The sequence below is a fragment of the Halomonas caseinilytica genome (assembly GCF_001662305.1).
GTDB classification, from domain to species: Bacteria; Pseudomonadota; Gammaproteobacteria; order Pseudomonadales; family Halomonadaceae; genus Halomonas; species Halomonas caseinilytica.
In genome coordinates, this window is record NZ_BDEP01000015.1 from 107,664 (window position 1) to 127,462 (window position 19,799).

At 62.5% G+C, this 19,799-nt stretch carries 18 protein-coding genes; 12 read left to right on the forward strand and 6 right to left on the reverse strand.

From position 1 onward, the window contains the following. The first annotated feature begins 436 nt into the window (after positions 1-436). The gene (locus tag A9O65_RS09235) at positions 437-835 is read left to right on the forward strand and encodes a hypothetical protein (protein WP_064701957.1); all 399 of its coding nucleotides are present in this window, start codon (positions 437-439) and stop codon (positions 833-835) included. A gap of 83 nt (positions 836-918) precedes the next feature. Here A9O65_RS09235 and A9O65_RS09240 read toward each other — a convergent pair whose 3' ends face one another. Next, positions 919-2,214, reverse strand: coding sequence for a PIG-L deacetylase family protein (locus A9O65_RS09240; protein WP_064701958.1), 1,296 nt, complete (start codon positions 2,212-2,214; stop codon positions 919-921). Continuing rightward, positions 2,198-3,376, reverse strand: a complete 1,179-nt coding sequence (locus A9O65_RS09245) for a glycosyltransferase (protein ID WP_064701959.1) — start codon at positions 3,374-3,376, stop codon at positions 2,198-2,200. The genes A9O65_RS09240 and A9O65_RS09245 overlap by 17 nt, the downstream gene beginning before the upstream one ends. 274 nt (positions 3,377-3,650) lie before the next feature. Between A9O65_RS09245 and A9O65_RS09250 the strand changes: the two genes are divergently transcribed. Both A9O65_RS09250 and A9O65_RS09255 read left to right on the forward strand, forming a co-directional pair. Then, positions 3,651-5,012: an O-antigen ligase family protein gene (locus A9O65_RS09250; protein WP_254783094.1), complete on the forward strand. Its 1,362-nt coding sequence runs from the start codon at positions 3,651-3,653 to the stop codon at positions 5,010-5,012. Continuing rightward, entirely contained in the window at positions 5,009-5,731 is a 723-nt protein-coding gene (locus A9O65_RS09255; protein ID WP_064701960.1) for a phosphatase PAP2 family protein, read from the forward strand. The genes A9O65_RS09250 and A9O65_RS09255 overlap by 4 nt, the downstream gene beginning before the upstream one ends. Positions 5,732-5,784: 53 nt before the next feature. On the opposite strand, the gene A9O65_RS09260 is transcribed toward A9O65_RS09255, so the two are convergent. Genes A9O65_RS09260 through A9O65_RS09270 form a run of 3 tightly spaced genes read right to left on the reverse strand, consistent with a single transcriptional unit; the run spans position 5,785 to position 7,377 of the window. Next, complete coding sequence (locus A9O65_RS09260) at positions 5,785-6,126, reverse strand: AzlD domain-containing protein (RefSeq protein WP_064701961.1); 342 nt, start codon at positions 6,124-6,126, stop codon at positions 5,785-5,787. After that, a complete protein-coding gene (locus tag A9O65_RS09265) occupies positions 6,119-6,850 on the reverse strand; it encodes an AzlC family ABC transporter permease (protein WP_064701962.1) in 732 nt (243 codons plus the stop codon). The genes A9O65_RS09260 and A9O65_RS09265 overlap by 8 nt, the downstream gene beginning before the upstream one ends. Next, positions 6,847-7,377 carry a helix-turn-helix domain-containing protein gene (locus A9O65_RS09270; RefSeq protein WP_064698603.1) on the reverse strand — a complete coding sequence of 177 codons (531 nt, stop codon included), beginning with the start codon at positions 7,375-7,377 and terminating at the stop codon, positions 6,847-6,849. Before A9O65_RS09270 ends, A9O65_RS09265 begins: the two co-directional genes overlap by 4 nt. 202 nt (positions 7,378-7,579) lie before the next feature. Between A9O65_RS09270 and mgrA the strand changes: the two genes are divergently transcribed. Further along, the gene (gene mgrA / locus A9O65_RS09275; RefSeq protein ID WP_064697964.1) at positions 7,580-8,608 is read left to right on the forward strand and encodes an L-glyceraldehyde 3-phosphate reductase; all 1,029 of its coding nucleotides are present in this window, start codon (positions 7,580-7,582) and stop codon (positions 8,606-8,608) included. 74 nt (positions 8,609-8,682) lie between these two features. On the opposite strand, the gene sstT is transcribed toward mgrA, so the two are convergent. Then, the gene (gene sstT, locus A9O65_RS09280) at positions 8,683-9,912 is read right to left on the reverse strand and encodes a serine/threonine transporter SstT (protein ID WP_064701963.1); all 1,230 of its coding nucleotides are present in this window, start codon (positions 9,910-9,912) and stop codon (positions 8,683-8,685) included. A gap of 431 nt (positions 9,913-10,343) precedes the next feature. Between sstT and A9O65_RS09285 the strand changes: the two genes are divergently transcribed. From A9O65_RS09285 to A9O65_RS09320, 8 genes are all read left to right on the forward strand, one after another. After that, positions 10,344-11,717: a DHA2 family efflux MFS transporter permease subunit gene (locus tag A9O65_RS09285; RefSeq protein ID WP_064701964.1), complete on the forward strand. Its 1,374-nt coding sequence runs from the start codon at positions 10,344-10,346 to the stop codon at positions 11,715-11,717. Positions 11,718-11,833: 116 nt separating this feature from the next. Further along, positions 11,834-12,244, forward strand: coding sequence for a DUF2946 domain-containing protein (locus A9O65_RS09290; RefSeq protein WP_064701965.1), 411 nt, complete (start codon positions 11,834-11,836; stop codon positions 12,242-12,244). Between the two features lie 138 nt (positions 12,245-12,382). Continuing rightward, positions 12,383-13,705 (forward strand): PepSY-associated TM helix domain-containing protein, encoded by a 1,323-nt coding sequence (locus A9O65_RS09295; RefSeq protein ID WP_082920154.1) that lies wholly within the window; start codon positions 12,383-12,385, stop codon positions 13,703-13,705. Between the two features lie 137 nt (positions 13,706-13,842). Beyond that, the gene (locus A9O65_RS09300; RefSeq protein ID WP_064701967.1) at positions 13,843-15,102 is read left to right on the forward strand and encodes a M20 family metallo-hydrolase; all 1,260 of its coding nucleotides are present in this window, start codon (positions 13,843-13,845) and stop codon (positions 15,100-15,102) included. 49 nt (positions 15,103-15,151) lie between these two features. Then, a complete protein-coding gene (locus tag A9O65_RS09305; RefSeq protein ID WP_064702055.1) occupies positions 15,152-16,414 on the forward strand; it encodes a peptidase in 1,263 nt (420 codons plus the stop codon). A gap of 59 nt (positions 16,415-16,473) precedes the next feature. Next, the gene (locus tag A9O65_RS09310) at positions 16,474-16,668 is read left to right on the forward strand and encodes a hypothetical protein (protein WP_064701968.1); all 195 of its coding nucleotides are present in this window, start codon (positions 16,474-16,476) and stop codon (positions 16,666-16,668) included. Between the two features lie 31 nt (positions 16,669-16,699). Next, complete coding sequence (locus tag A9O65_RS09315; RefSeq protein WP_064701969.1) at positions 16,700-18,292, forward strand: sodium:solute symporter family protein; 1,593 nt, start codon at positions 16,700-16,702, stop codon at positions 18,290-18,292. 71 nt (positions 18,293-18,363) lie between these two features. Beyond that, positions 18,364-19,761 (forward strand): sigma-54 interaction domain-containing protein, encoded by a 1,398-nt coding sequence (locus A9O65_RS09320; RefSeq protein WP_041602119.1) that lies wholly within the window; start codon positions 18,364-18,366, stop codon positions 19,759-19,761. The last annotated feature ends 38 nt before the right edge of the window (positions 19,762-19,799 follow it).

Below are 19,799 nucleotides of genomic sequence, written 5' to 3' on the forward strand. Positions count from 1 at the left end.
GCTCGATGCGTCGGCAGGGGCTTGGTCTTGGCCAGGAATTCCATGTCAATTTTCTGAACTTTCGGCAGTGCCAGGCGGTATTATAGGTTGTGTGACCTTTTGGATCTTTCCCTTTCCATCTCGCAGGCACTCAAATGATAAAAGGTTTCATTATCTGCTTTGCGTTTCTGGTGGTACAGCTGATGGTATTGAGTCACATCGACAATCGGCAAAATCAGGCGTCCCGGGATGTCCGGCCATCGTCCCCTGTGGTGTATAGCTCTCATCGTGAGGAGAAGGAAGAAGTGGACAAGAAAGATATGGCCTGAGCCTGAGTAGCCACGATGCTTGGTCCCTCTGGGCCTCATCGAGGGGTAAGGCCTGAAGCCTGAAGGTGCTGTTCGTTCACGTGACCATCTGGTAGCCACGCGTTTCTCGACGATTGGGGAAAATTGATATGTTTTTCACTCTATTATTGGCCACGTTGGGGATCGCCATCGTCGTTTCCATGGTGGTCGTGCTGTTATTCAACAAGCCGGTCGGCAAAATCCTCTCGCGGATCGTCAAGGACGAGATCAGCGGCGCTTGGCATCGGTACATTACCTTCGCCGGTTTCGTTGTCGGTGTATCAGGTGGCGTCAGAATCTATGACCTGGAGCGATACATCAATGCTCGCGACCAGAACGTTGACGCTTTGGCGTTGACCGCGGAGCGTTGGACGCTGGAAGTCTATCGAACCATCATCGAAACGCTGCAAAGCATTGCCTGGATGTATCTGCTCGTGTTCATCGTGGCCCTGATCGCCTACGTGATCGTTCGGGGATTGGAGTTACGGCCTGGACGGGATGATGCCTAGGCGTACTCGCAGCCTGCACGCGTCTTGCTGACGTCGAAACGCCCTCGATCAGCATGGTCGTGGCGCATGCCGGGTCTCGTGGGTCATTCGCCATCGAACGATGCCAGAAAGGCCTCCGCGTTCGTTTGGACGAAGACTTCGTGAGCCTTGATGTGAGTCTGGAAGTAGTCGTGCTGTCCATAGCATGGCCAATCACGGGGAGAAAGCCCGCTCAGTCGGCGCTTCGTGGCGCGTTTCAGGCGACGCTCCCACCCCGGTTTGTCCCTGAGGTCGTGCATGCTGTCCATGGCCACGGCCTTCTCGCGTTGGGTTTCCAGATCGAGTGGCTGACTGTAGAGCGACCAAGGGCCCAATCGAGACTGGGCATACTGTACCGGCCAGATGCCGGCGGCGGCATGGGCCGGCCCTCGCGGGAAGCCCCGCTGGCTCCTGAGGTGGTTGGCATACAACAGCACGCGTTGTGGCCGGTGCCCGGCGCCCCGCATGGCCAGCGCCAGGGCCTGGGAGGACGCTCGATGGTCGGGATGGGGGTCGAGCTCGGGGTGCGGTGTCACCACGGTGCTGGGGCGAATCTCATCGAGTAGACGTTCGAGGTCGGCCAGCAGGTCGCTGCCTCGATTCTCGGGGCCGTTCGCGCGCTCATCGGAGGCCAGTGGTCCCGGGTTCCACCCTCGAAAATCGGCAGGGCTGAGCGTTTCGTCGCCGAGCGATGGCTGGGGGATGGTCGGTGTCTCCAATAGCGCACCAAGGGTGTCATTGAAATAACCGAGCATGTACAGCCGTTCCGGGGAGAGACCGGCCAGCATGGGCGTGGTGGCACTGTTCCAGGCTCGGATCCAGCCTTTGCGACGGCTGGCGCTTTTCAGGTCTGGGTCGAGGAAGGGCAAGTATTGCCGATCGAGACGTTTTTGGTACTCGCCGGCGGTCAGGGTCAGGATCCAGGCGCGCTCGGCATGTTGGCGATAGAGACCATAGGCCGCGAGTTCGGCATCGTCCGGGTGAGGGGCAATGATCACCAGGGGGCCGTCATCCAGTGGTGGTCGGGGAAAACCGAGTAGTCGTGCCTGGGATGACAAGCGGCACCCTTGAGGGGACAGTGTGACGGCAGTCAGGTCGTCGATGCCGTTGAGGTTGAGCAGGCGTTTGCCGGACTGTCGCGTTTCCAGATACTGGGTGAACCGGGGCCGATCATGTTCTGCCACTGTAATGCCGGGCAGTCGCCAAAGACCAGGGGCCGTATACTGGATCTCCAGCATCCATGTCCACCCCAGCGTACCGAGTTCGGCAGACGCCGTGCGCAGGCGGCCTTGGTCGTCGATCCTGGCTTGCATGTCGTGCTCAGGGGCCAGCGGCAGGTAGTGGTCATGAACTCGGGACATCGGCTGACTCGCTGCGGTGTTCGATGAGGTCGAGAAATTCGCCAACGATCCTGGGCTCTGCGAACCGTTCCACCCACGCAGGCCGTATCGTGATGGGCGATGTTACCGCCTTGAGCATCCCCTCGGCCAATGCGGCGGCGGTGGGCTCGGTTACCAGGTCCCGTTGCTCGTCGATCAATACTTCTGCGATCCCTCCTGATGCTTGAGTGGCAACACAGGGCGTACCGAGTGCCAGGGCTTCGATCAGGACGATGCCCAGCCCCTCGAAGCGAGAGCTGAGCACGAGGGCGTCAGCACGTGCCACCCAGGGGTAGGGGTTGGCTTGTTGGCCGAGGAAATGGACGACCTCTTCGAGACCCAGTCGTTGGGTCAAGGCTTCCAGCTTGGGGCGCTGCGATCCATCGCCGATGATCACCAGCCGATGCGTCAATCCCTGGCGGCGAGCCAGGGCGAAGGCCTCGAGCAGGAGGGTTTGCTGCTTCACGGGTACCAGGCGTGCGACGTGTACCAGAAAAGGCCCCGGAATGACCGGAGAGGGAGCTTCCTGGGCCTTGTGGCGCAACTCGGCAATGGGCACGGCGTTGTAGATGACGCGGGTGGCGTCGAGCGTCACTCGCTGTTCGGTCAGGTAGGCATGAAGACTTGTCCTCACGCCTTCGGAAACGCAGACCACGCGCTTGCCCTGGAATAGCCGACGTGTCAGCCAGCGGCCCCAGGCATTCCGGGAGAAGCGTCCCGTCACCGCTTCCACGACTCGCCAGGCGCGAGGATCCTGAACCCGCCATAGCATCTCGAAGGCCCCTTGGCCGCGGAGCAGGATGAGATCCAGGGGACCATATCGGCGTTCCGTGTCAGCGACGAAGGCGTCGAAGGCTCGACTGCAGCGCCATCCCTGCCAGACGAATCTCGAGTGGGGCAGGAGAGGGGCGAGCACCAGGCGGCTCAGCAGATGCCAGCCCATTCCCGCCAAACCGCTCCGCTGCTCCCTGTCGAGGTCCCGGCAATGGACGATCACGTCAGGATGAGGGGTGTGGGTCGGTTGCCCTTTCAGAACCAGCAGGTGGACCTCGTGACCGGCCGCGGCCATGGCATTGGCCAAGGTCAGGCTGGCTTGTTCGATGCCGCCGGTACCAAGGCGGCGCAGGGTGATGAGGAGTCTCATAGAGGGGCTGGGGTGCAATGGCGAGTCGTTCGGAGAATTGAGGCGGCGAAAAGGGGTGGCTCACTCATGGATGGGTATCCGTATCCAAGGTCGGGAAACACTCGATTCACCATGCTACCCGTTTTGTGTCCTGGCCGGTATGCATCCTGTCGGAACCGTGTTGCATATGGCTCTGGGCGTTCACTGATACCGCCTTGGGCGGCGGGCTGCATGGTGTACTCGCCATGCTTGCTTCGGTATTGTACGTGCCTCCGAATATGCAAGGCGAGACATCGTGAAACCGCAACAGATCTGGGAGTCTCCCGTTGAATGGTCATGCTCTCGGGGTATCTGGGGGCTGGGGGTCATCACCCTGCTGATCTATACGGGCGGGCAAATACTATGGCCGGAGGTGGGATCGAACGCCGAAACGGTCATGGCGCTGCTTGGGTTGGTGATGGTGCTGGTCCAGGGGAAGGACATCCTCCGTAGTGCGGCGCTCTGGTTGCTGCTGGCGGTGGTCATGGTGCAAGTACTGGCCTGGGTGCTGGGCTACTTCCATCATCCCCAGTGGGTGGCCGACAATCCGCAGGTCGACCGGCTCGCCAAACTGTTTGTCTTCATCGCCGTGGCGTGGTGGCTGGGAGGAAGTACCCGTAACACCTTGCGGGCCTGGGGGCTGGCGGTTGCCGGTTTGATACTTGCCAGCGTCGTCCAGGGAGATGGGCTCCAGGAGTGGGTCCGCGGCCTCGAGGGCCACCGTGTAGGGTTCGGTGTCCGCAATTACCAGCACGGCGCCATGTTGTTCGGGGTGGCATTGCTGGGACTGACGGTATTCGCCTTCCGCATCATGGCGCCCGGACGCTGGCGAGCCGTTCGGGTCATTGGCTGGTGCCTGATATTCCTGTTGACCGTTATCGCCGTCATGATCGGGCAGACACGCGCCGTGCTGCTGGCGCTGGCGTTGTCATTACCGTTCGTGCTGTTGATCTGGCTACTGAGCATGCGCCTGCTTGGTGGTGGGCGTCTCAACCGCCGTCTTCTGGTCATGGGGAGTGGCATCGCGTTGCTCGTCCTCCTGGGAGCCGGCACCTTGCTCAAGGGACCGCTCATGGAACGGGTGAGCAAGGAGTCCCAGGTCATCGACATGCTGCTCGAGGGCCAGATCGACGATATTCCCTATACCAGCATCGGCATTCGCATCCATTCCTGGCAGGCCGCGTTCGAGTGGATTCAGGAACGCCCGATCGTTGGCTGGGGAGGCACAGGACGCCGTTTGGTCATTGACCATACGCCCTGGCTGCCGGCATCGGTCAAGCAAGATTTTGGTCACTTGCACAACTACTTCCTCGAGATATGGGTCGCCTATGGCCTGATTGGTGTGGGCGTGATCGGGGCATTGGCATCATGGGTTGGGCTCGCCACATGGCGGGCCTGGCGTGGTGGCGTCCTCCCGGGTGACATGGCGCTGTTCGGTGCCGGTTTTTTCCTTTACTGGTTGGTGGTCAATCAGTTCGAGTCATACAACTCCTTCTGGACGGGTGTCTACGTGCATAACCTGGTGGTGGGTGGGCTTGTCACCCATTACTGGCGTTGGCAGCAGGAGAGCAGGAAGACACCCCCTCCCGCCCAATGTTCTTCGGAGTGCCCGCAATGAAGCTTTCCCGAATCCTGCTGCTCAATGTCATTGGCATGTTGATCATCACCAGCTGGTGGCTTCCGTCGTTGTCGTTCTGGACAGTGCTTGATGATGCCGTGTTCTGGTGGTTCAACCAGACGATCGGCGACGACAATCTTCGTTGGACCGAGGTCCTGGCAGCGCTCAACAGCCGTCGCTATGACATTCTTATCATGCTTTGCATGCTCACGCTCATGGGCTGGGCTAGCTACCGCGATCGTCAGGGCGGGTGGCGGCGCTGGTTTGGGATTGGCGTCACCATGCTGATCACGGCGGGGCTGGTCAGTGAGCTGGTTCGCCATGTCATTACGTATGGCCACCCCAGCCCGACCCTGGCATTTGATGAGGTCAATCTGGTCTCTTCCTTCGTGGAATTTGCCACGAAGGATCAGGCGGGCAACAGTTTTCCGGGGGATCATGGCATCATGTCCATGATCTTTGCGGGCTTCATGTTGACCTTTGGGGATCGCGTGACGCGCCTGGCCAGCATTGCATTAGCCATTCTTGCCACGGCGCCACGCGTCATGGTGGGGGCACATTGGCTCAGTGACGTGCTCGTCGGATCATTGTCGATCTGCCTGCTTCTGCTGCCCTGGGTGCTATGCACGCCTCTTGCATCGCGCATGTCGGCATCCGTGATGGCGGGGCTCGAACGTCTGGAAAGCCTCTGGCCCCTGAAGAAAGACAACCGTCCATAGGAATTCCTTGATCCCTTGGCAATTGGCAGATGGACGGTCGCGATCGATTCGCACTACATCCCTACCAGCACGATAATGACGCCGTAGGCCGCCACGCCGGCGGCGACGGGCCAACCGAGAGAACGCTTCCGGTACCAGACGAGCAGCGTGATGGCGATGCCGATGGCCGTGGCCAGCCAGGTGGTGGCGCTGGGGTCGCGGGGTACCAGGGAGACGCCGAACAGGGCGGCGATCATCAACGGGCCCAGGATACCGAGCCATTGTGGCATGGCATCCACGTTGTCGTTACCGTCGAGGCGCCGCAGGCGACGTCGCATCCAGAGCAGAGGCAGTACGCGTATCAGGTAGGTGCCGAGGGCAGAGGCCAGCACGGCAAGCCAGAGGGCATTACTCATGGGAGCCTCCCGTTGGTCGCGTATCGAACTTCACCAGATAGAAGCAGAGGGCTCCGCACAGGGCGGACAAGGGAATGCCGAGGTTGGTCAAGCCGGCCAGGGTGCAGGCCATGGCCATGGCGATGGTGAGACTCAGGGCCAGCGTCCAGCGTCGTGACGTGAAGCGCGGTACGACCAGTACGAGGAACAAGGCCGGCAGCGCAAATGGCATGACCTCGCCGAGCAGTGGCCACTGCGTCATCAGCCAGTCACCGGCAACGGCGCCGAGTACCGTTCCGGCGATCCAGCTCGCCCAGGCCAGCAAGGCGGCACCGGTGTACCAGCCAAGACGCTGGTGTTCCGGCAGTTGTGGCAGTCGGCTGTGGGCGAGGGCGAAGATCTGGTCGGTCAGGCCATGCATCAGCCAGGGCCAGTGTCGGCTTGCGGTGAGCCAGGGGGCCAGATTCGGGGCATAGACCAGGTGGCGCACGTTGATCAACAGCGTCATGGCGACGACAAGCCATAATGGCGAGCCGGTGGCGACCATGCCGATGAACAGGAACTGGGAGGCGCCGGCATAGACTAGCACCGAGATGAGGGTGGCCTCCCAGGCAGTGAAACCTGCCTGAATGGCGATCAAGCCGAAGGAAATGGCAACCGGAATGTAACCGCCCAGCAGGGGAATCGCCTCGCGCATGCCGGCCAGCCAGGGGCTGGTGCTCAGGGCATGGGGTCGTGTCGTCATGGTACGGCCTCGGTGTCGGTGTACACGATGGTCATGAGCAAGGTCGCCCAGGTGTCATGCGTGCGGTATAGATGGGGCTGATCGGCGTCGAAGCTCAGGGTATCGCCCGCCGAGAGCGCTCGAGCCGCGGCTTCGGGGCCGGCCTCGAGCTGGCCGCTGACGACGGTGAGCGACTCCCGGGTGCCCGGTGAGTGCGCCTCGGCATGGCGTGTGATGTGCGGCGCACAGCGCATCCAATAGGCATCGACGCGGGGGGTGTCCTGGCCCTGGTCGAGCAGGCGCACTTCGACACCGTCCTCGCCTAATGGCACCTGGATCGGTGCTACCAGGGTGCCGAAGGGCACATTCAGCTGTACCGCCAGGCGCCAGATAGTATCTAACGTCGGGTTGCCGTCGCCCTGTTCGAGGCGCGAGAGGTTCGATTTGGCAATGCCGGCGGCGGTGGCCAGCTGTGACAACGACCAACCCCTGGCGCGCCGCAGCGTCTGCAGGTGCTGGCCCAGGGTGCCGAGCGAGAGCTTGTCCATGTCGCTCATGTACCTTTCCAGATTGTTCGTTATATAGAACGTTCTATATAACGAACAGCATCCTGTCAATGATACGACGTGTGGGCATCGCTTTCTTCTTGGCGGGGAGTTCGCATAATGGAGGGCGAGGGAATCGTCCTGATCGGGGGAAGTGCCGATGCCGCGTCGGACCAACCCCGGCTCTCAACATGATGGAGTCACCATGAGTTATATGCCTTCGGAGCATCGCTATGAGCGCATGTCCTATCATCGCTGCGGGCGCAGTGGCTTGAAGTTGCCGGCCATCTCGCTTGGCTTGTGGCAGAACTTCGGCGAGAACGCCAATCCCGACAATGCTCGGGCGATCTGCCGTACCGCCTTCGATCACGGCATCACCCATTTCGATCTGGCCAACAACTATGGGCCGCCGCCGGGCAGTGCCGAGGAGCTGTTCGGCCGCATTCTCAAGCGAGATTTCGCCGGTTATCGAGATGAACTGGTGATCTCGACCAAGGCGGGGTATCGGATGCACCCGGGGCCCTATGGCGAATGGGGGAGCCGCAAGTACTTGCTCTCCAGTCTCGATCGAAGTCTCGAGCGGCTGGGAGTCGACTATGTCGATATCTTCTATTCGCATCGCTTCGACCCGGAAACCCCGCTCGAAGAGACCATGATGGCCCTCGACCAGGCAGTGCGTCAGGGCAAGGCGCTGTATGCGGGCATCTCCTCCTATAATGCCCGGCGCACCCGCGAAGCCATCGAGATCCTGAACGCCTTGGGCACGCCTTGCCTGATTCACCAGCCCAGTTATTCGATGCTCAATCGCTGGATCGAGGATGATGGTCTGCTGGATACCCTCGATGAACTCGGTGCCGGGTCGATCGTCTTCTCCCCGCTGGCCCAGGGGCTGCTGACCGACAAGTACCTGACGGGAGTGCCCGACGACAGCCGGGCCTCGCGCAGTGCGACCCTCAAGGATGCGCACTTGTCCCCGGAAAACCTGGCGCATGTGCGGGCCCTCAACGAGATCGCCCGGCAGCGTGGTCAGAGCCTGGCGCAGATGGCCATTGCCTGGGTGCTGAGAGGCGGGCGGGTGACCTCGGCATTGATCGGCGCCAGCCGCCCGCAGCAGGTCATCGACTGCCTGGGGGCCCTGGAACGTCGGGAGTTCACCGAGGAAGAGCTGCGCGAGATCGATCGCCATGCGGTGGAAGGTGGCATCAACCTGTGGGCTGCCTCGGCCGAGCGCTGACACGACACAAGCGGCGGGAGTGATACCATGGCCCGGGCAACGTGAAGTGCCGGGCCATGGCGGACAGGCGTGTCTCAGTCGTCGCCGAGACCGGTGTTCTTGGCACGGCAGGCCGCGGCAGTGAACAGCACATCGGTGGAAGAGTTGAGCGCCGTCTCGGTGGAGTCCTGCACCACGCTGATCACGAAGCCGATCGCTACTACCTGCATGGCCACGTCGGTGGAAATGCCGAACAGGCTCGCGGCCATGGGAATCAGCAGCAGCGAGCCGCCCGCCACGCCGGAGACGCCACAGGCCGCCAGGGCGGAGACGATGCACAGCAGCAGCGCGGTCGGAAAGTCGACGCCGATGCCCAGGGTATGGGCGGCGGAGAGGGTAATCACCGTGATGGTGATGGCGGCCCCGCACATGTTGATGGTCGCACCCAGTGGGATCGAGATGGAGTAGGTGTCGGCGTGCAGCTTGAGGCGCCGGCACAGTTCCAGGTTGATCGGAATGTTGGCCGCCGAACTGCGCGTGAAGAAGGCGGTGATGGCACTGCCACGCAGGCAGGCGAAAACCAGCGGATAGGGGTTGCGTCCCGTCTTCCAGAACACGATCAGTGGGTTGGTGACCAGGGCCACGAACAGCATGCAGCCGATGATCACCATCAGCAGGTGAGCATAGTCGAGCAGAGCGCCCATGCCGGTCTCGGCCAGCGTGCCGGCGACCAGCCCGAAAATGCCCAGCGGAGCGAAGCGGATCACGATCTTGACGATGCCCGATACGGCGTCGGAGAGATCGCCCATCAGCGTCCGTGTCGTGTCACTGGCGTGGCGCAGCATGATGCCGAGACCGACCGCCCAGGCCAGGATGGCGATGAAGTTGGCTTCCATCAGGGCGTTGACGGGATTTTCGACCGCATTCATCAGCAAGTTCCGGAGAATCTCCACGATGCCTCCCGGCGGATTGCCGCTGACCTCGGGCGCATCCAGTGCCAGGGTGGTGGGGAAGACAAAGCTTGCCGCCACGGCGACCAGGGCGGCCACCAGCGTGCCGATCAGATAGAGCACCAGCACCGAGCGGATATGGGTGGGCTGGCCCTGCTGGTGGCCGGCGATGGCGGCCGCCACCAGGATGAATACCAGAACCGGCGCGACCGCTTTCAGTGCGGAGATGAACAACTGCCCAAGCAGCGAGACCGACTGGGCCATTTCCGGCGACAGGGAAGCGAGCAGGATGCCGCAGACGATGCCGATGGCGATCTGGGGGATCAGGCCCAGTCGCCAGATGGGACGGAACAGGGCGTTGACGGTAGCGAGCATGAAAGGTCTCTCGAAGGCTTCGGGCTGGGATGGATGAACAGGAAACACGACGGCGGATGTCCCCGGCTTGCCGATACGGGAGTGGCTTGGGAAGGGCTACCCCGTGATGCGTGCCGGGAGCGCTGAGCGGGCCTCTGCCGAGTGCGCGGGAGTCTAACATTGTATGCGCCAGCAGGCGGTGCGACTTTCGTTTGCTGCAGGGAAAGCAAAAATGGCTGCCTGGATGGCGTTACCCTGGTGATTCTGAAAGCGCCGGAACGGTTGATGCAAGCAATCGCCCAAGCTGCATTCATGAAACGCCTTCGGAGATGGCGCTGGGAACGGCGTGGGGCGTCAGCACTGCCCCGATTGGGGCGCCGGCCCAGGGTTGACAGGAGGATGGGGCGAGGGCGATGTGGAGGAACGAGGGATACGAAGTACAAGGAGACAACATGGAGGCAGGCCGCCTACCCGTCATTTCCATGCGAACCTGGTCGATCGCGGCCGTCACCGGCGCAGGCGCCTTCATGGCGATGCTCGATGCCACGGTGGCCAACCTGGCCATCGAGTCCATCCGGCGCGACTTAGATGTGCCCCTGGCCATGGTGCAATGGGTCGCGACCGGCTATCTGGTCGCGCTGGCCGTCTCGCTACCGGTGGCAGGCTGGCTCGGGAACCGCTATGGATACGGTCGCCTATGGGGATTCGCCATGGCCCTGTTCATTCTCAGTTCCGCGGGCTGTGCCCTGGCGCCGAATATCGGGAGCCTGATCGGGGCGCGACTGGTGCAGGGGCTGGCGGCTGGCGTGATGGTGCCCGCCGGACAAGCCGTGATCGGCTCGATTGTCAGTGCCCAGCAGCTTGGCCGGGTGATGGGCACTCTGGGCCTGGTCATCGCGTTGGGGCCTGCCATTGGCCCCGGTCTCGGCGGCATGATGCTGGAGGTGCTCTCATGGCGCTGGCTGTTCTGGATCAACGTGCCCGTGGGGCTCGTGGCCTTGCTGGCCGCGCGTCGTCTGGTACCTGGAGGCGACACGACACAAGCGCGTCCTCTGGATGGTCCCGGGCTGTTGCTGATCGGGGTTGGCCTGCCGATGATGCTGTATGGCGCAACGCGGCTGGGGGCTCAAGAAGCTGGGCTGACATCGCTTGGCACCGTGCTGCTGGGGGGCGTCATGGTAGCTAGCTTCGTGTGGCGTGCCGGCCATCAGCCGCATCCCCTGATCGATGTGCGATTGCTGCATGCCCGGCACTTTGCCGCCGCGACGCTGACTGCCGGCCTGGCTGGCGCCAACATGTATGGTGGCTTGTTGGTGCTGCCGTTATACCTGCAGACCACCGCCGAGCTGGGGGCGGCAAGTACGGGAGCGCAGTTGTTGGCAATGGGACTTGGCAGCGCCCTGATGCTGCCCTTGGCCGGCACGCTCACTGATCGTCTGGAGGCGTCTTGCGTAGCGATGGGAGGGGCGGCACTGATGGCGCTGGCAACCCTGCCGCTGGCGCTGGGGATAACGTTCGATGACGTTGGGTTGGCCCTGTTGCTGGCCGTGCGTGGCGCCGGACTGGCACTGACCCAGATGCCCGCCATGACGGCCGCCTACGCTTCGGCAACCAGGGCACAGATGGGGGATGCCACGACGATCGTCAATGTGGTCCAGCGCGCTGGAGGGGCACTGGGCGCCATCGTTGTCGTGATCATCCTGTCCCGGGTCGGCTCTCGGGCAGGCAGTGAGGGCCACGCTATGGCCTTCGTCATGCTGATGATGCTGGCGGTCGCCGCGATGGGGTCGGCGGTGGCGATGCGTTCCCGCAGGGCAGTTGCCTGAGTCACTACCCTTGGCTGGCGCGGGTGCGACAAGGCACCGCGTCAGTGACTGCCCCTGCACGTATGGGCTGCGCTATCATGGCGCGTTGCTCCATTCCGATTTCCGGCATATCGCCCATGTTGCACCGTTTCCAGCACCATCGTTCTCGCCTGGCAGTGCGCTTCGCGCTGCTGGCAATGCTGTTGTTGGCCATCGGCCCGATGATCGGGCAGGTGAGTGCGGCCGTTGGCAGCGGTCACGATCATGCCGGGCACAGCATGTCGGCATCGTCGCACATGGTGATGCAGGCATCGGGCGAGATCGAACACGGCACGCCGCATCATGCGGCGATGCACCACTGGCAGGTGCAATGCGGCTATTGCTCGCTCTTCCAGCAGATGCCCGTGCTCATGGCGATGTTGCCGCGTGTCGCGCCGGTTGCATCGCATGTCATCACGGCCCCGGTGGTGGCCACGCGAACCGCGCATGGCGGGCCGGCAGTCTTTCCCCAGGCATTGACTCGGGCTCCTCCCATTCCCTTCGGTTGATCCATCGAGAATATCCCGCACGCCTCGCCGCCGTCGCACCTTTCGACGGGGCGGGATGCGTGTCTCGCGCCTGTCGTTGGCACGTTTCGCACGATGCCTGGGCGGGCCAACAGGTGTTTCTCCTTCCAAGGGGCCCTCATGAGTAACAAGACTAACGATATTTATCGTGCGGTCTGGCGCTGGCATTTCTATGCCGGCTTGATCGTGATTCCGTTTTTGATCTCCCTGGCCGTGACGGGCGGCCTGTACCTGTTCAAGGATGAAATTGGCCAGTGGGTGAATGCCGATATCGTGCGTGTCGAGGCTCAGACCTCACCCACCGTATCGCCACAGCAACAGCTCTCTGCCGCACTGAGCGCGCACTCCGGCGAGGCGTTTCGTTACGTGCCCCCGGCTTCTCCGGTGCATGCGGCAGAGGTCGACATCACCACTGAGTCGGGCCGCCAGGCCGTGTTCGTTGACCCTTACAGCGGAGACGTCACCGGCACTTTGCCCTATCGGGGCAGCATCATGTGGGTCGTGCGTTACCTGCACAGCCTCAACTACTTTGGCGAGACGGCGAGCTTGATCATCGAGATCGTCGCAGGCTGGACGATCCTTCTGGTGTTGACCGGCCTCTACCTGTGGTGGCCGAGAGGGCGCCGCGGTGGCGTGATGTCGGTACGCGGCAAACCGGGCAAGCGCGTGTTCTGGCGCGACCTGCACGCCGTGACCGGTGTCTTCGTCGGTGGCTTCATCCTGTTTCTGGCCATCACCGGCATGCCCTGGTCGACGGTATGGGGTAGCAAGGTCAACGAACTGGCCAATGGACACAACTTCGGTTATCCCGACGGTGTGCGCGTCAACGTGCCGATGTCCGACGCACGCCTGGCCGAGAACGCCGAGACGGCCTGGTCGCTGGAGCAGGCGCAACTACCGACGTCGGCCGATTCCACATCCCCTTCCATCGGGCTCGACCGGGCTGTGGCCACCTTCGATTCGCTGGGGCTGGCGCCGGGTTATGCGGTCAGCCTGCCGAGCGGGCCGGATGGCGTCTATACCGGCTCCATCTATCCCGACGACCTGAGCCGCCAGCGCGTCGTGCATCTCGACCAATACAGCGGCGAGCCGCTGATCGACATGCGCTATGCCGACTATGGTCCGCTGGGGCGCGGCCTCGAATGGGGCATCAATGTGCACATGGGGCAGCAGTACGGGCTGGCCAACCAGCTCATCCTGGCTCTGGCCTGCGCCGGTATCGTCTTGCTGTGCGTATCCTCGGGCGTGATGTGGTGGAAGCGACGTCCCGCCGGTCGAATTGGCGTGCCCCCTGAACCCAGTGACCCGCGACGATTGAGAGGTGTGCTGGCCCTGCTCGCCATCGGCGGTGTGATCTTCCCGCTGGTTGGCGCCTCGATGATCGTCATGGCCGTGGTGGACGCCCTGGTCAGGAGGCGGGGGACGAAACAGGCTCTGGCTTGAGTCGATTGTGACTCAAAAGCCGCCGAGAGAGGACATCTCTCCCGGCGGCTTTTTTATAACATGATGATAAACATAAATTTCTTATTAATGGCATAAAATGTGCTCAATGATCTCCCGGCATACCTGCGGAGATCATGATGCAACCAACGACAACCGCATCGACGCGGATCAACATTGATGGCGAGCGGCTCTGGCGCTCGTTGATGGACATGGCGGCAATCGGCCCCTCACCGAATGGAGGGAGCCGTCGCCTTGCTCTTACCGAGGAAGACATCGCCGGTCGACTTCAGTTTCGGCAGTGGGTCGAGGCCCTGGGCTGTCGCTGTCGTCTCGATGAAGCGGGCAATCTGTTCGTGCGACGCGAGGGCCGTGACACGAGCCTGGCGCCCGTGGCTTTCGGCAGCCATCTGGACACCCAGCCTCTGGGCGGTCGGTTCGACGGCGTGTTGGGCGTCCTGGCCGGGCTGGAGATTCTGCGTAGTCTGCATGAGCGCGACGTTCGGACCAGGCGCCCTCTGGAACTGGTGGTCTGGACCAACGAAGAGGGTAGCCGCTTTGCACCGGCCATGGGGGGCAGCGGAGTCTATGCGGGGCGACTCGAGACGTCCGACTTCTTTCATGCGGAAGATGCCGATGGCATCCGTCTGGCGGATGCCCTGGAGGCGAGTGGCCAGCGCGGCGATCTGCCCCTCGGCACACCGGTGCTGGATGCCTATTTCGAACTGCATATCGAGCAGGGTCCCGTACTTGAACAGAGCGGTGATCCTCTCGGGGTGGTGACCGGCGTACAGGGCATTCGCTGGTTTGACGTGCGCATCTCGGGGCAGTCGGCGCATGCCGGCCCGACGCCGATGTCGCATCGACGCGACCCGTTGCTGGCTGCCGCCGATGGCCTCGTGGCGATACGCGATGACGTCGAGGCGGACCCGTCCGGGGACGCTCGACTGACGATCGGTGAGCTGAAGGTGACGGAACCTTCCCGCAACGTGATTCCCGCCGAGGTCAACCTGATGATCGACCTGCGTCATGTCGACGACACCCGACTCGATGAGCTGGAGGCCATGCTGTATCGGCGGCTCGATGCAGCGGCCTCGAAGGCCGGTGTATCGGTCGACATCGAGCGGCGTTGGCGGTCCCCGGTGACGCCTTTCGATCCCGACCTGATCGCCTCGCTGGATACTGCTGCCAGGGAGCGTGGCCTGTCGCTTCCTCACATGATGAGCGGTGCGGGGCACGATGCCGTGAACGTCTCCCATGTTGCCCCCACGGTCATGCTGTTCACCCCCTGCCGTGACGGCATCAGCCACAACGAGGCCGAATTCGCCGAACCCGAGCACTGTGCTCTGGGAGCCCAGGTACTGTGCGATGCGATCCTGGCCCGGGCGAACCGTGCTTGAACCGGAATAGACTCACAATGAATCGAAAACAACTCGAGAGGCGATGAACATGTCCTTGCCAGATGAGATCCGCACCTTCATTCGCGCGCATCGCGACGATTACACACGCCTGCTCCAGGACTGGGTGCGCGATGCCACGCTATCCGGCCAGGAAGCGGCACATCAGGCCAAGATACGCGACCTCTACCAGTCGCTGGGCCTCGATACGGACTACTGGGAAGTGGATATTGCCGCATTGCGCGACAACCCGCTGTTCAACAGCCATCGTCAAGACTTCACGGGCAGTCCCAATGTGGTGGGTACCTGGAAGGGCAGCGGGGGCGGTCGCTCGTTGATTCTCAATGGGCACGTGGATGTCGTGCCGGAGGGCGATCATGCCCAGTGGGAGCAGCCTCCCTATTCGGGCGAAATCCTCGACGGTTGCCTTTACGGGCGCGGCGTGACCGACATGAAGGGAGGCAATATGGCTTCCTTCATCGCCGTGTCCACGCTCAAGTCGTTGGGCGTGAAGCTCAAGGGTGACGTCATTCTGCAGAGCGTGATCGAAGAGGAAGCAGGGGGCGCCGGCACCCTGGCCGCGCTGGAGCGCGGTTATCGTGCCGATGCGGCACTGATCCCCGAGCCCAGCGAGCAGATGATCTTCCCCCGCCAGCAGGGCTCCCGCTGGTTTCGGCTCAGGGTCGTCGGCATCAAGGCGCATGGCGGGACACGCTATGAGGGGGTCAGCGCCCTGGAGAAGGCGATGTCGGTACTCGAGGCACTGCAGGAACTCGAGAAGCGGCGCAACGATGAGCTGGAGGATCCGCTCTACGATGGCGTGCCGATTCCGTTGCCGATCAACGTCGGGCGCATCGCAGGGGGGGACTGGCCTTCCAGCGTGCCCGACGAGATCACCCTGGAGGGGCGGGTCGGTGTCGGCCCCGGCGAGACCGTGGCCGACGCCCAGCGTGATGTCGAATCGGCCCTCGCCGCCCTGGCGGAGCGAGACTCCTGGTTTGGCGAGCATCCGGTGGACATCGAGTGGTTCGGCGCTTGCTGGCAGCCAGGAGGCATCGCGACGGACGATCCGTTGCTGGACATGCTGTCCACCGCCTATCGCGAGGTCCATGGCGAGTCACCACGCATTCAGGCGTCGCCCTGGGGCACCGACGGCGGGCTGATGACGCAGTACGGCATACCTGCCCTGGTGTTCGGCCCCGGCATCACCCGGCTGGCACATTTTCCCAATGAGCATATCCGGCTGGACGATGTCTTCGATGTCGCCGAGATCATTGCCCTGACCGTACTGCGCTGGTGCGGGCACGACGAATGACTCGAGGCATGCCCTGACAACAAGACACCCATGAAGACAAACGACAAAAAGGTGAAAGCGTGAATATCAATCCTCATCTGCTGCTGCTGTTCGGCAACGCCTTTCTGACCACCGTTCTGTCGGTCGCCATCGTGGCCTGGATCCTGGTCCGCGAATATCGGCCGACGATCAAGCGGTTGACCCGGGAAAACGAGGCATCACGGGAATCGGAGCAGCCCGCCCAGGGTGCCGACGCCTTGCCGCATCGCGAATGACCAATACTTCCAACAATCAGGATGCATCGCTATGACACTGTGGATCTTTGGCCTGGTGCTGACCGCTTACGTGGTAGTGGCGGCATCCCTGGCGCGTTTCATCAAGAACAAGGACGACTTCTACGTCATGGGCCAGCAAGGCTCGACCCTGTTGATCGTCGGCACTCTGGCTGCCACTTTCCTGAGTGCCGTGACACTGATGGGCATTGCCGGTATCTCCTACAGCGAAGGGCCACTGGTGATCGGAGCTCTGGGATCGTTCGGCGCCTGGGTGGGCACCTTGATCGCTGTGGTATTCATCGGCCGCAAGCTGAAGGCCATGGGTTGCCGCACGATGATGGATTTCTTCGACAATCGTTTCGACAGCAAGTGGGTCAGCGTGGTCGCCCTGATCCTGATGGTCATCGGCCTGCTCGGGTACGGCATCATCCAGCTGATCGGTGCCGGCCTGGTGCTGGCCGAGATCATCGATATTCCCTTTCCGGTGATCATCGTGGCCTTCACCCTAGCATTGCTGGTGTTCTGCAGCCTCTCGGGAATGTATGGCGTCGTCTACACCGACACCATGATGTTCTTCACCATGCTGGCGATCGCCTTTGTGATCGCTCCCATGCTGATCGACGATGCCGGTTTCGAGGCCATGCGCGGTCTGAGCGAGAAGCTGCCGGGTTTCTGGACGCTGGGCGGAGCAAATGACCGCCCGTTGGGATGGTCGATCTCCCAGTTCCTGGTGTGGATCCTGTTCTTCGCCTGTACGCCGGCGCTGGTGTCCCGCGTGTTTCCTGCCAAGAATGATTTCGTGATTCTCAAGGTCGCGGTCATCGGTGTCTTCTTCGCGCCGGCCATGCAGTTGCTGGTGTTCCTGGCGGCAGGGGCCATGCAGGTGCTGGAGCCCGGGATCGAGCCGGCCGATCGAGCGATGGTGGTCGGTTTCATGGAACATACCAACCCCGCTCTGGCAGGCGTCGGTCTGGCAGGGCTGATGGCTTCCATCATGTCGACGGCATCGACGCTGTTCGTGCTGACCGGCTTCGCCCTGGCTCGGGATCTGTACGAGAAGCTGTTCGATCGCCAGGTTAGCGAGCGTCGCGGCGTCATGCTGGGACGGATTTCCCAGGCACTGGTGGCGATCATCGTATGCGTGGTGGCCATCTCGCGTCCGGCGGGCATCTACTGGATCTCCATCTATGCCGGGGCGATCTTCGCCGTTGCCTGGCTGCCGACCATCGTGGCGGCCTTGCAATGGCGTCGCATGAGCGCTCGGGCGGCTCTGGCCTGCATGCTGGTCGGGTCGATCAGTTTCATTGTCATCGGTGAGCTTCAGCGCCATGACTGGCTCACCCTGCCTGCCCACATCGACAACCTGATGATCGCCATCGTGCTCGGGACTCTGGCTCTGATCGTCGTTGGCCTGACGTGCAGCCCTTCCGAACACGAAGTGGCCAGCTTCGAGGCGCTGCGGGCCCAGCGTCTTTCCGATTCCACCATGCGTGACTTCCTGGCCCGCGAAGGAGGCGCTCGTCAGCTGGTGCGCGAGTATCGGCGGGTATGGGGCATCATGCTGTTGTTCGTGCTGATTGCCCTGGCGTTGTGGGGGTATCTGTTCGTCAAGCTGGGCCTCTGAGGGTTCTGGACAGGGTGCGAGGGGCAACGGAAGATGGGCGCCATGCCCATCTTCCGACCCGGAATGCGCCGATGCCCGCCGAGCGATTTCCCATGCAGGACCAGTTACTGTCGATTCTCAATGCCCTGGAGGACGGGATCTTCATCACCGACCTCATGGGCCGACCGCTTTGGGTGAACCGGGCCAGCCTCGACCAGCTGGCTTGCAGCGAGACACACCTTTTTGCGAGCGATGTTTATCGCCTGGAAGAAGAGGGGATCTTCTCGCCTTCGGTCACCCGCTTCGTCATCGACGAGCGTCGCCCGGTGAGTGTCGTGCACCGATATCGGGGCAAGGATTATCTGGTCAATGGCCGGCTGTTCTCGCTCTATGGCGGGGAACCGGATGCCGTGCTCGTACAGACTCGCAACCTCGGTGAGGATGTGCTGGCCACGCGAGCGCCGAACGAAACTCAGGCGTTGCTGGATTATGCTCTGCGTCAACTCAGGAAGGTTCGTCAGGAGCAGGTGCGTCCCCTCGACAAGGATGCGCGTCTCAGCAGGAGCCCGGTTTATCGGCGCTGCCTCGATCTGATCGAGCGAGCCGCTGCTGCCGATACCACGGTATTGCTGACCGGCGAGACCGGGGTGGGCAAGAGCTGGCTGGTGAGTCGCCTGCATCAGCTGAGTGCTCGGCACGACAAGCCGTTGATCCATGTCAATTGCGCGGCCATTCCCGAGGCGTTGCTCGAGGCCGAGCTCTTCGGGCACGTCAAGGGAGCCTTTACCGGCGCGAGTCGCGAGGGACGGGAGGGCTATGTGGCGCTGGCCGAGGGTGGCACCCTGTTTCTCGATGAGATCGGTGATCTGCCTGCCACTCTGCAGCCCAAGCTGCTGCAGTTGCTGCAGGAACGTGTCTACCATCCCCTGGGCGGTAAACCGACCCATGCCGATGTGCGCATCGTGGCCGCTACCAATGCCGATCTGGCCGGGAAAGTCCGGGAGGGCAGCTTCCGCTCCGACCTCTACTATCGCCTCAACATCATCCCCGTCCGAGTGCCGCCCCTGCGCGAACGACGCGAGGATATCCTGGCGTTGGCGCGCTATCTCCTGATGCGTGTCGGGGAGCGTCTGCAGCGACCGATGCAACTGGATCGCAGTGCCCTGCGTGCCTTGCTGAAATATTCCTGGCCGGGCAACGTGCGTGAGTTGGAGAACCTGCTCGAGCGCATGACGGTGGTGTGCGATGCGACCACGATTACCGCCGACGACTTGGAGCTCGAGGTATCTCACGAGCAGGCTTCGCCATTCCCGGTAGAAGAGGGACTGCAAGATGGCGAGACCCTGCCCGAACGCATGACCGAGCTGGAGCGCCGACTCGTCATCGAAACGCTGGAGCGGGAGGGAAGCACGCGTCGCACCGCCCGAGCGCTGGGCGTTTCCCAGTCGTGGTTGATGCGGCGCATCAAGCGCTATGGGATAGCGCGTTAGTCGCCTGGCGAGAACGCCTCTGGCTGGCTTCCCGACGT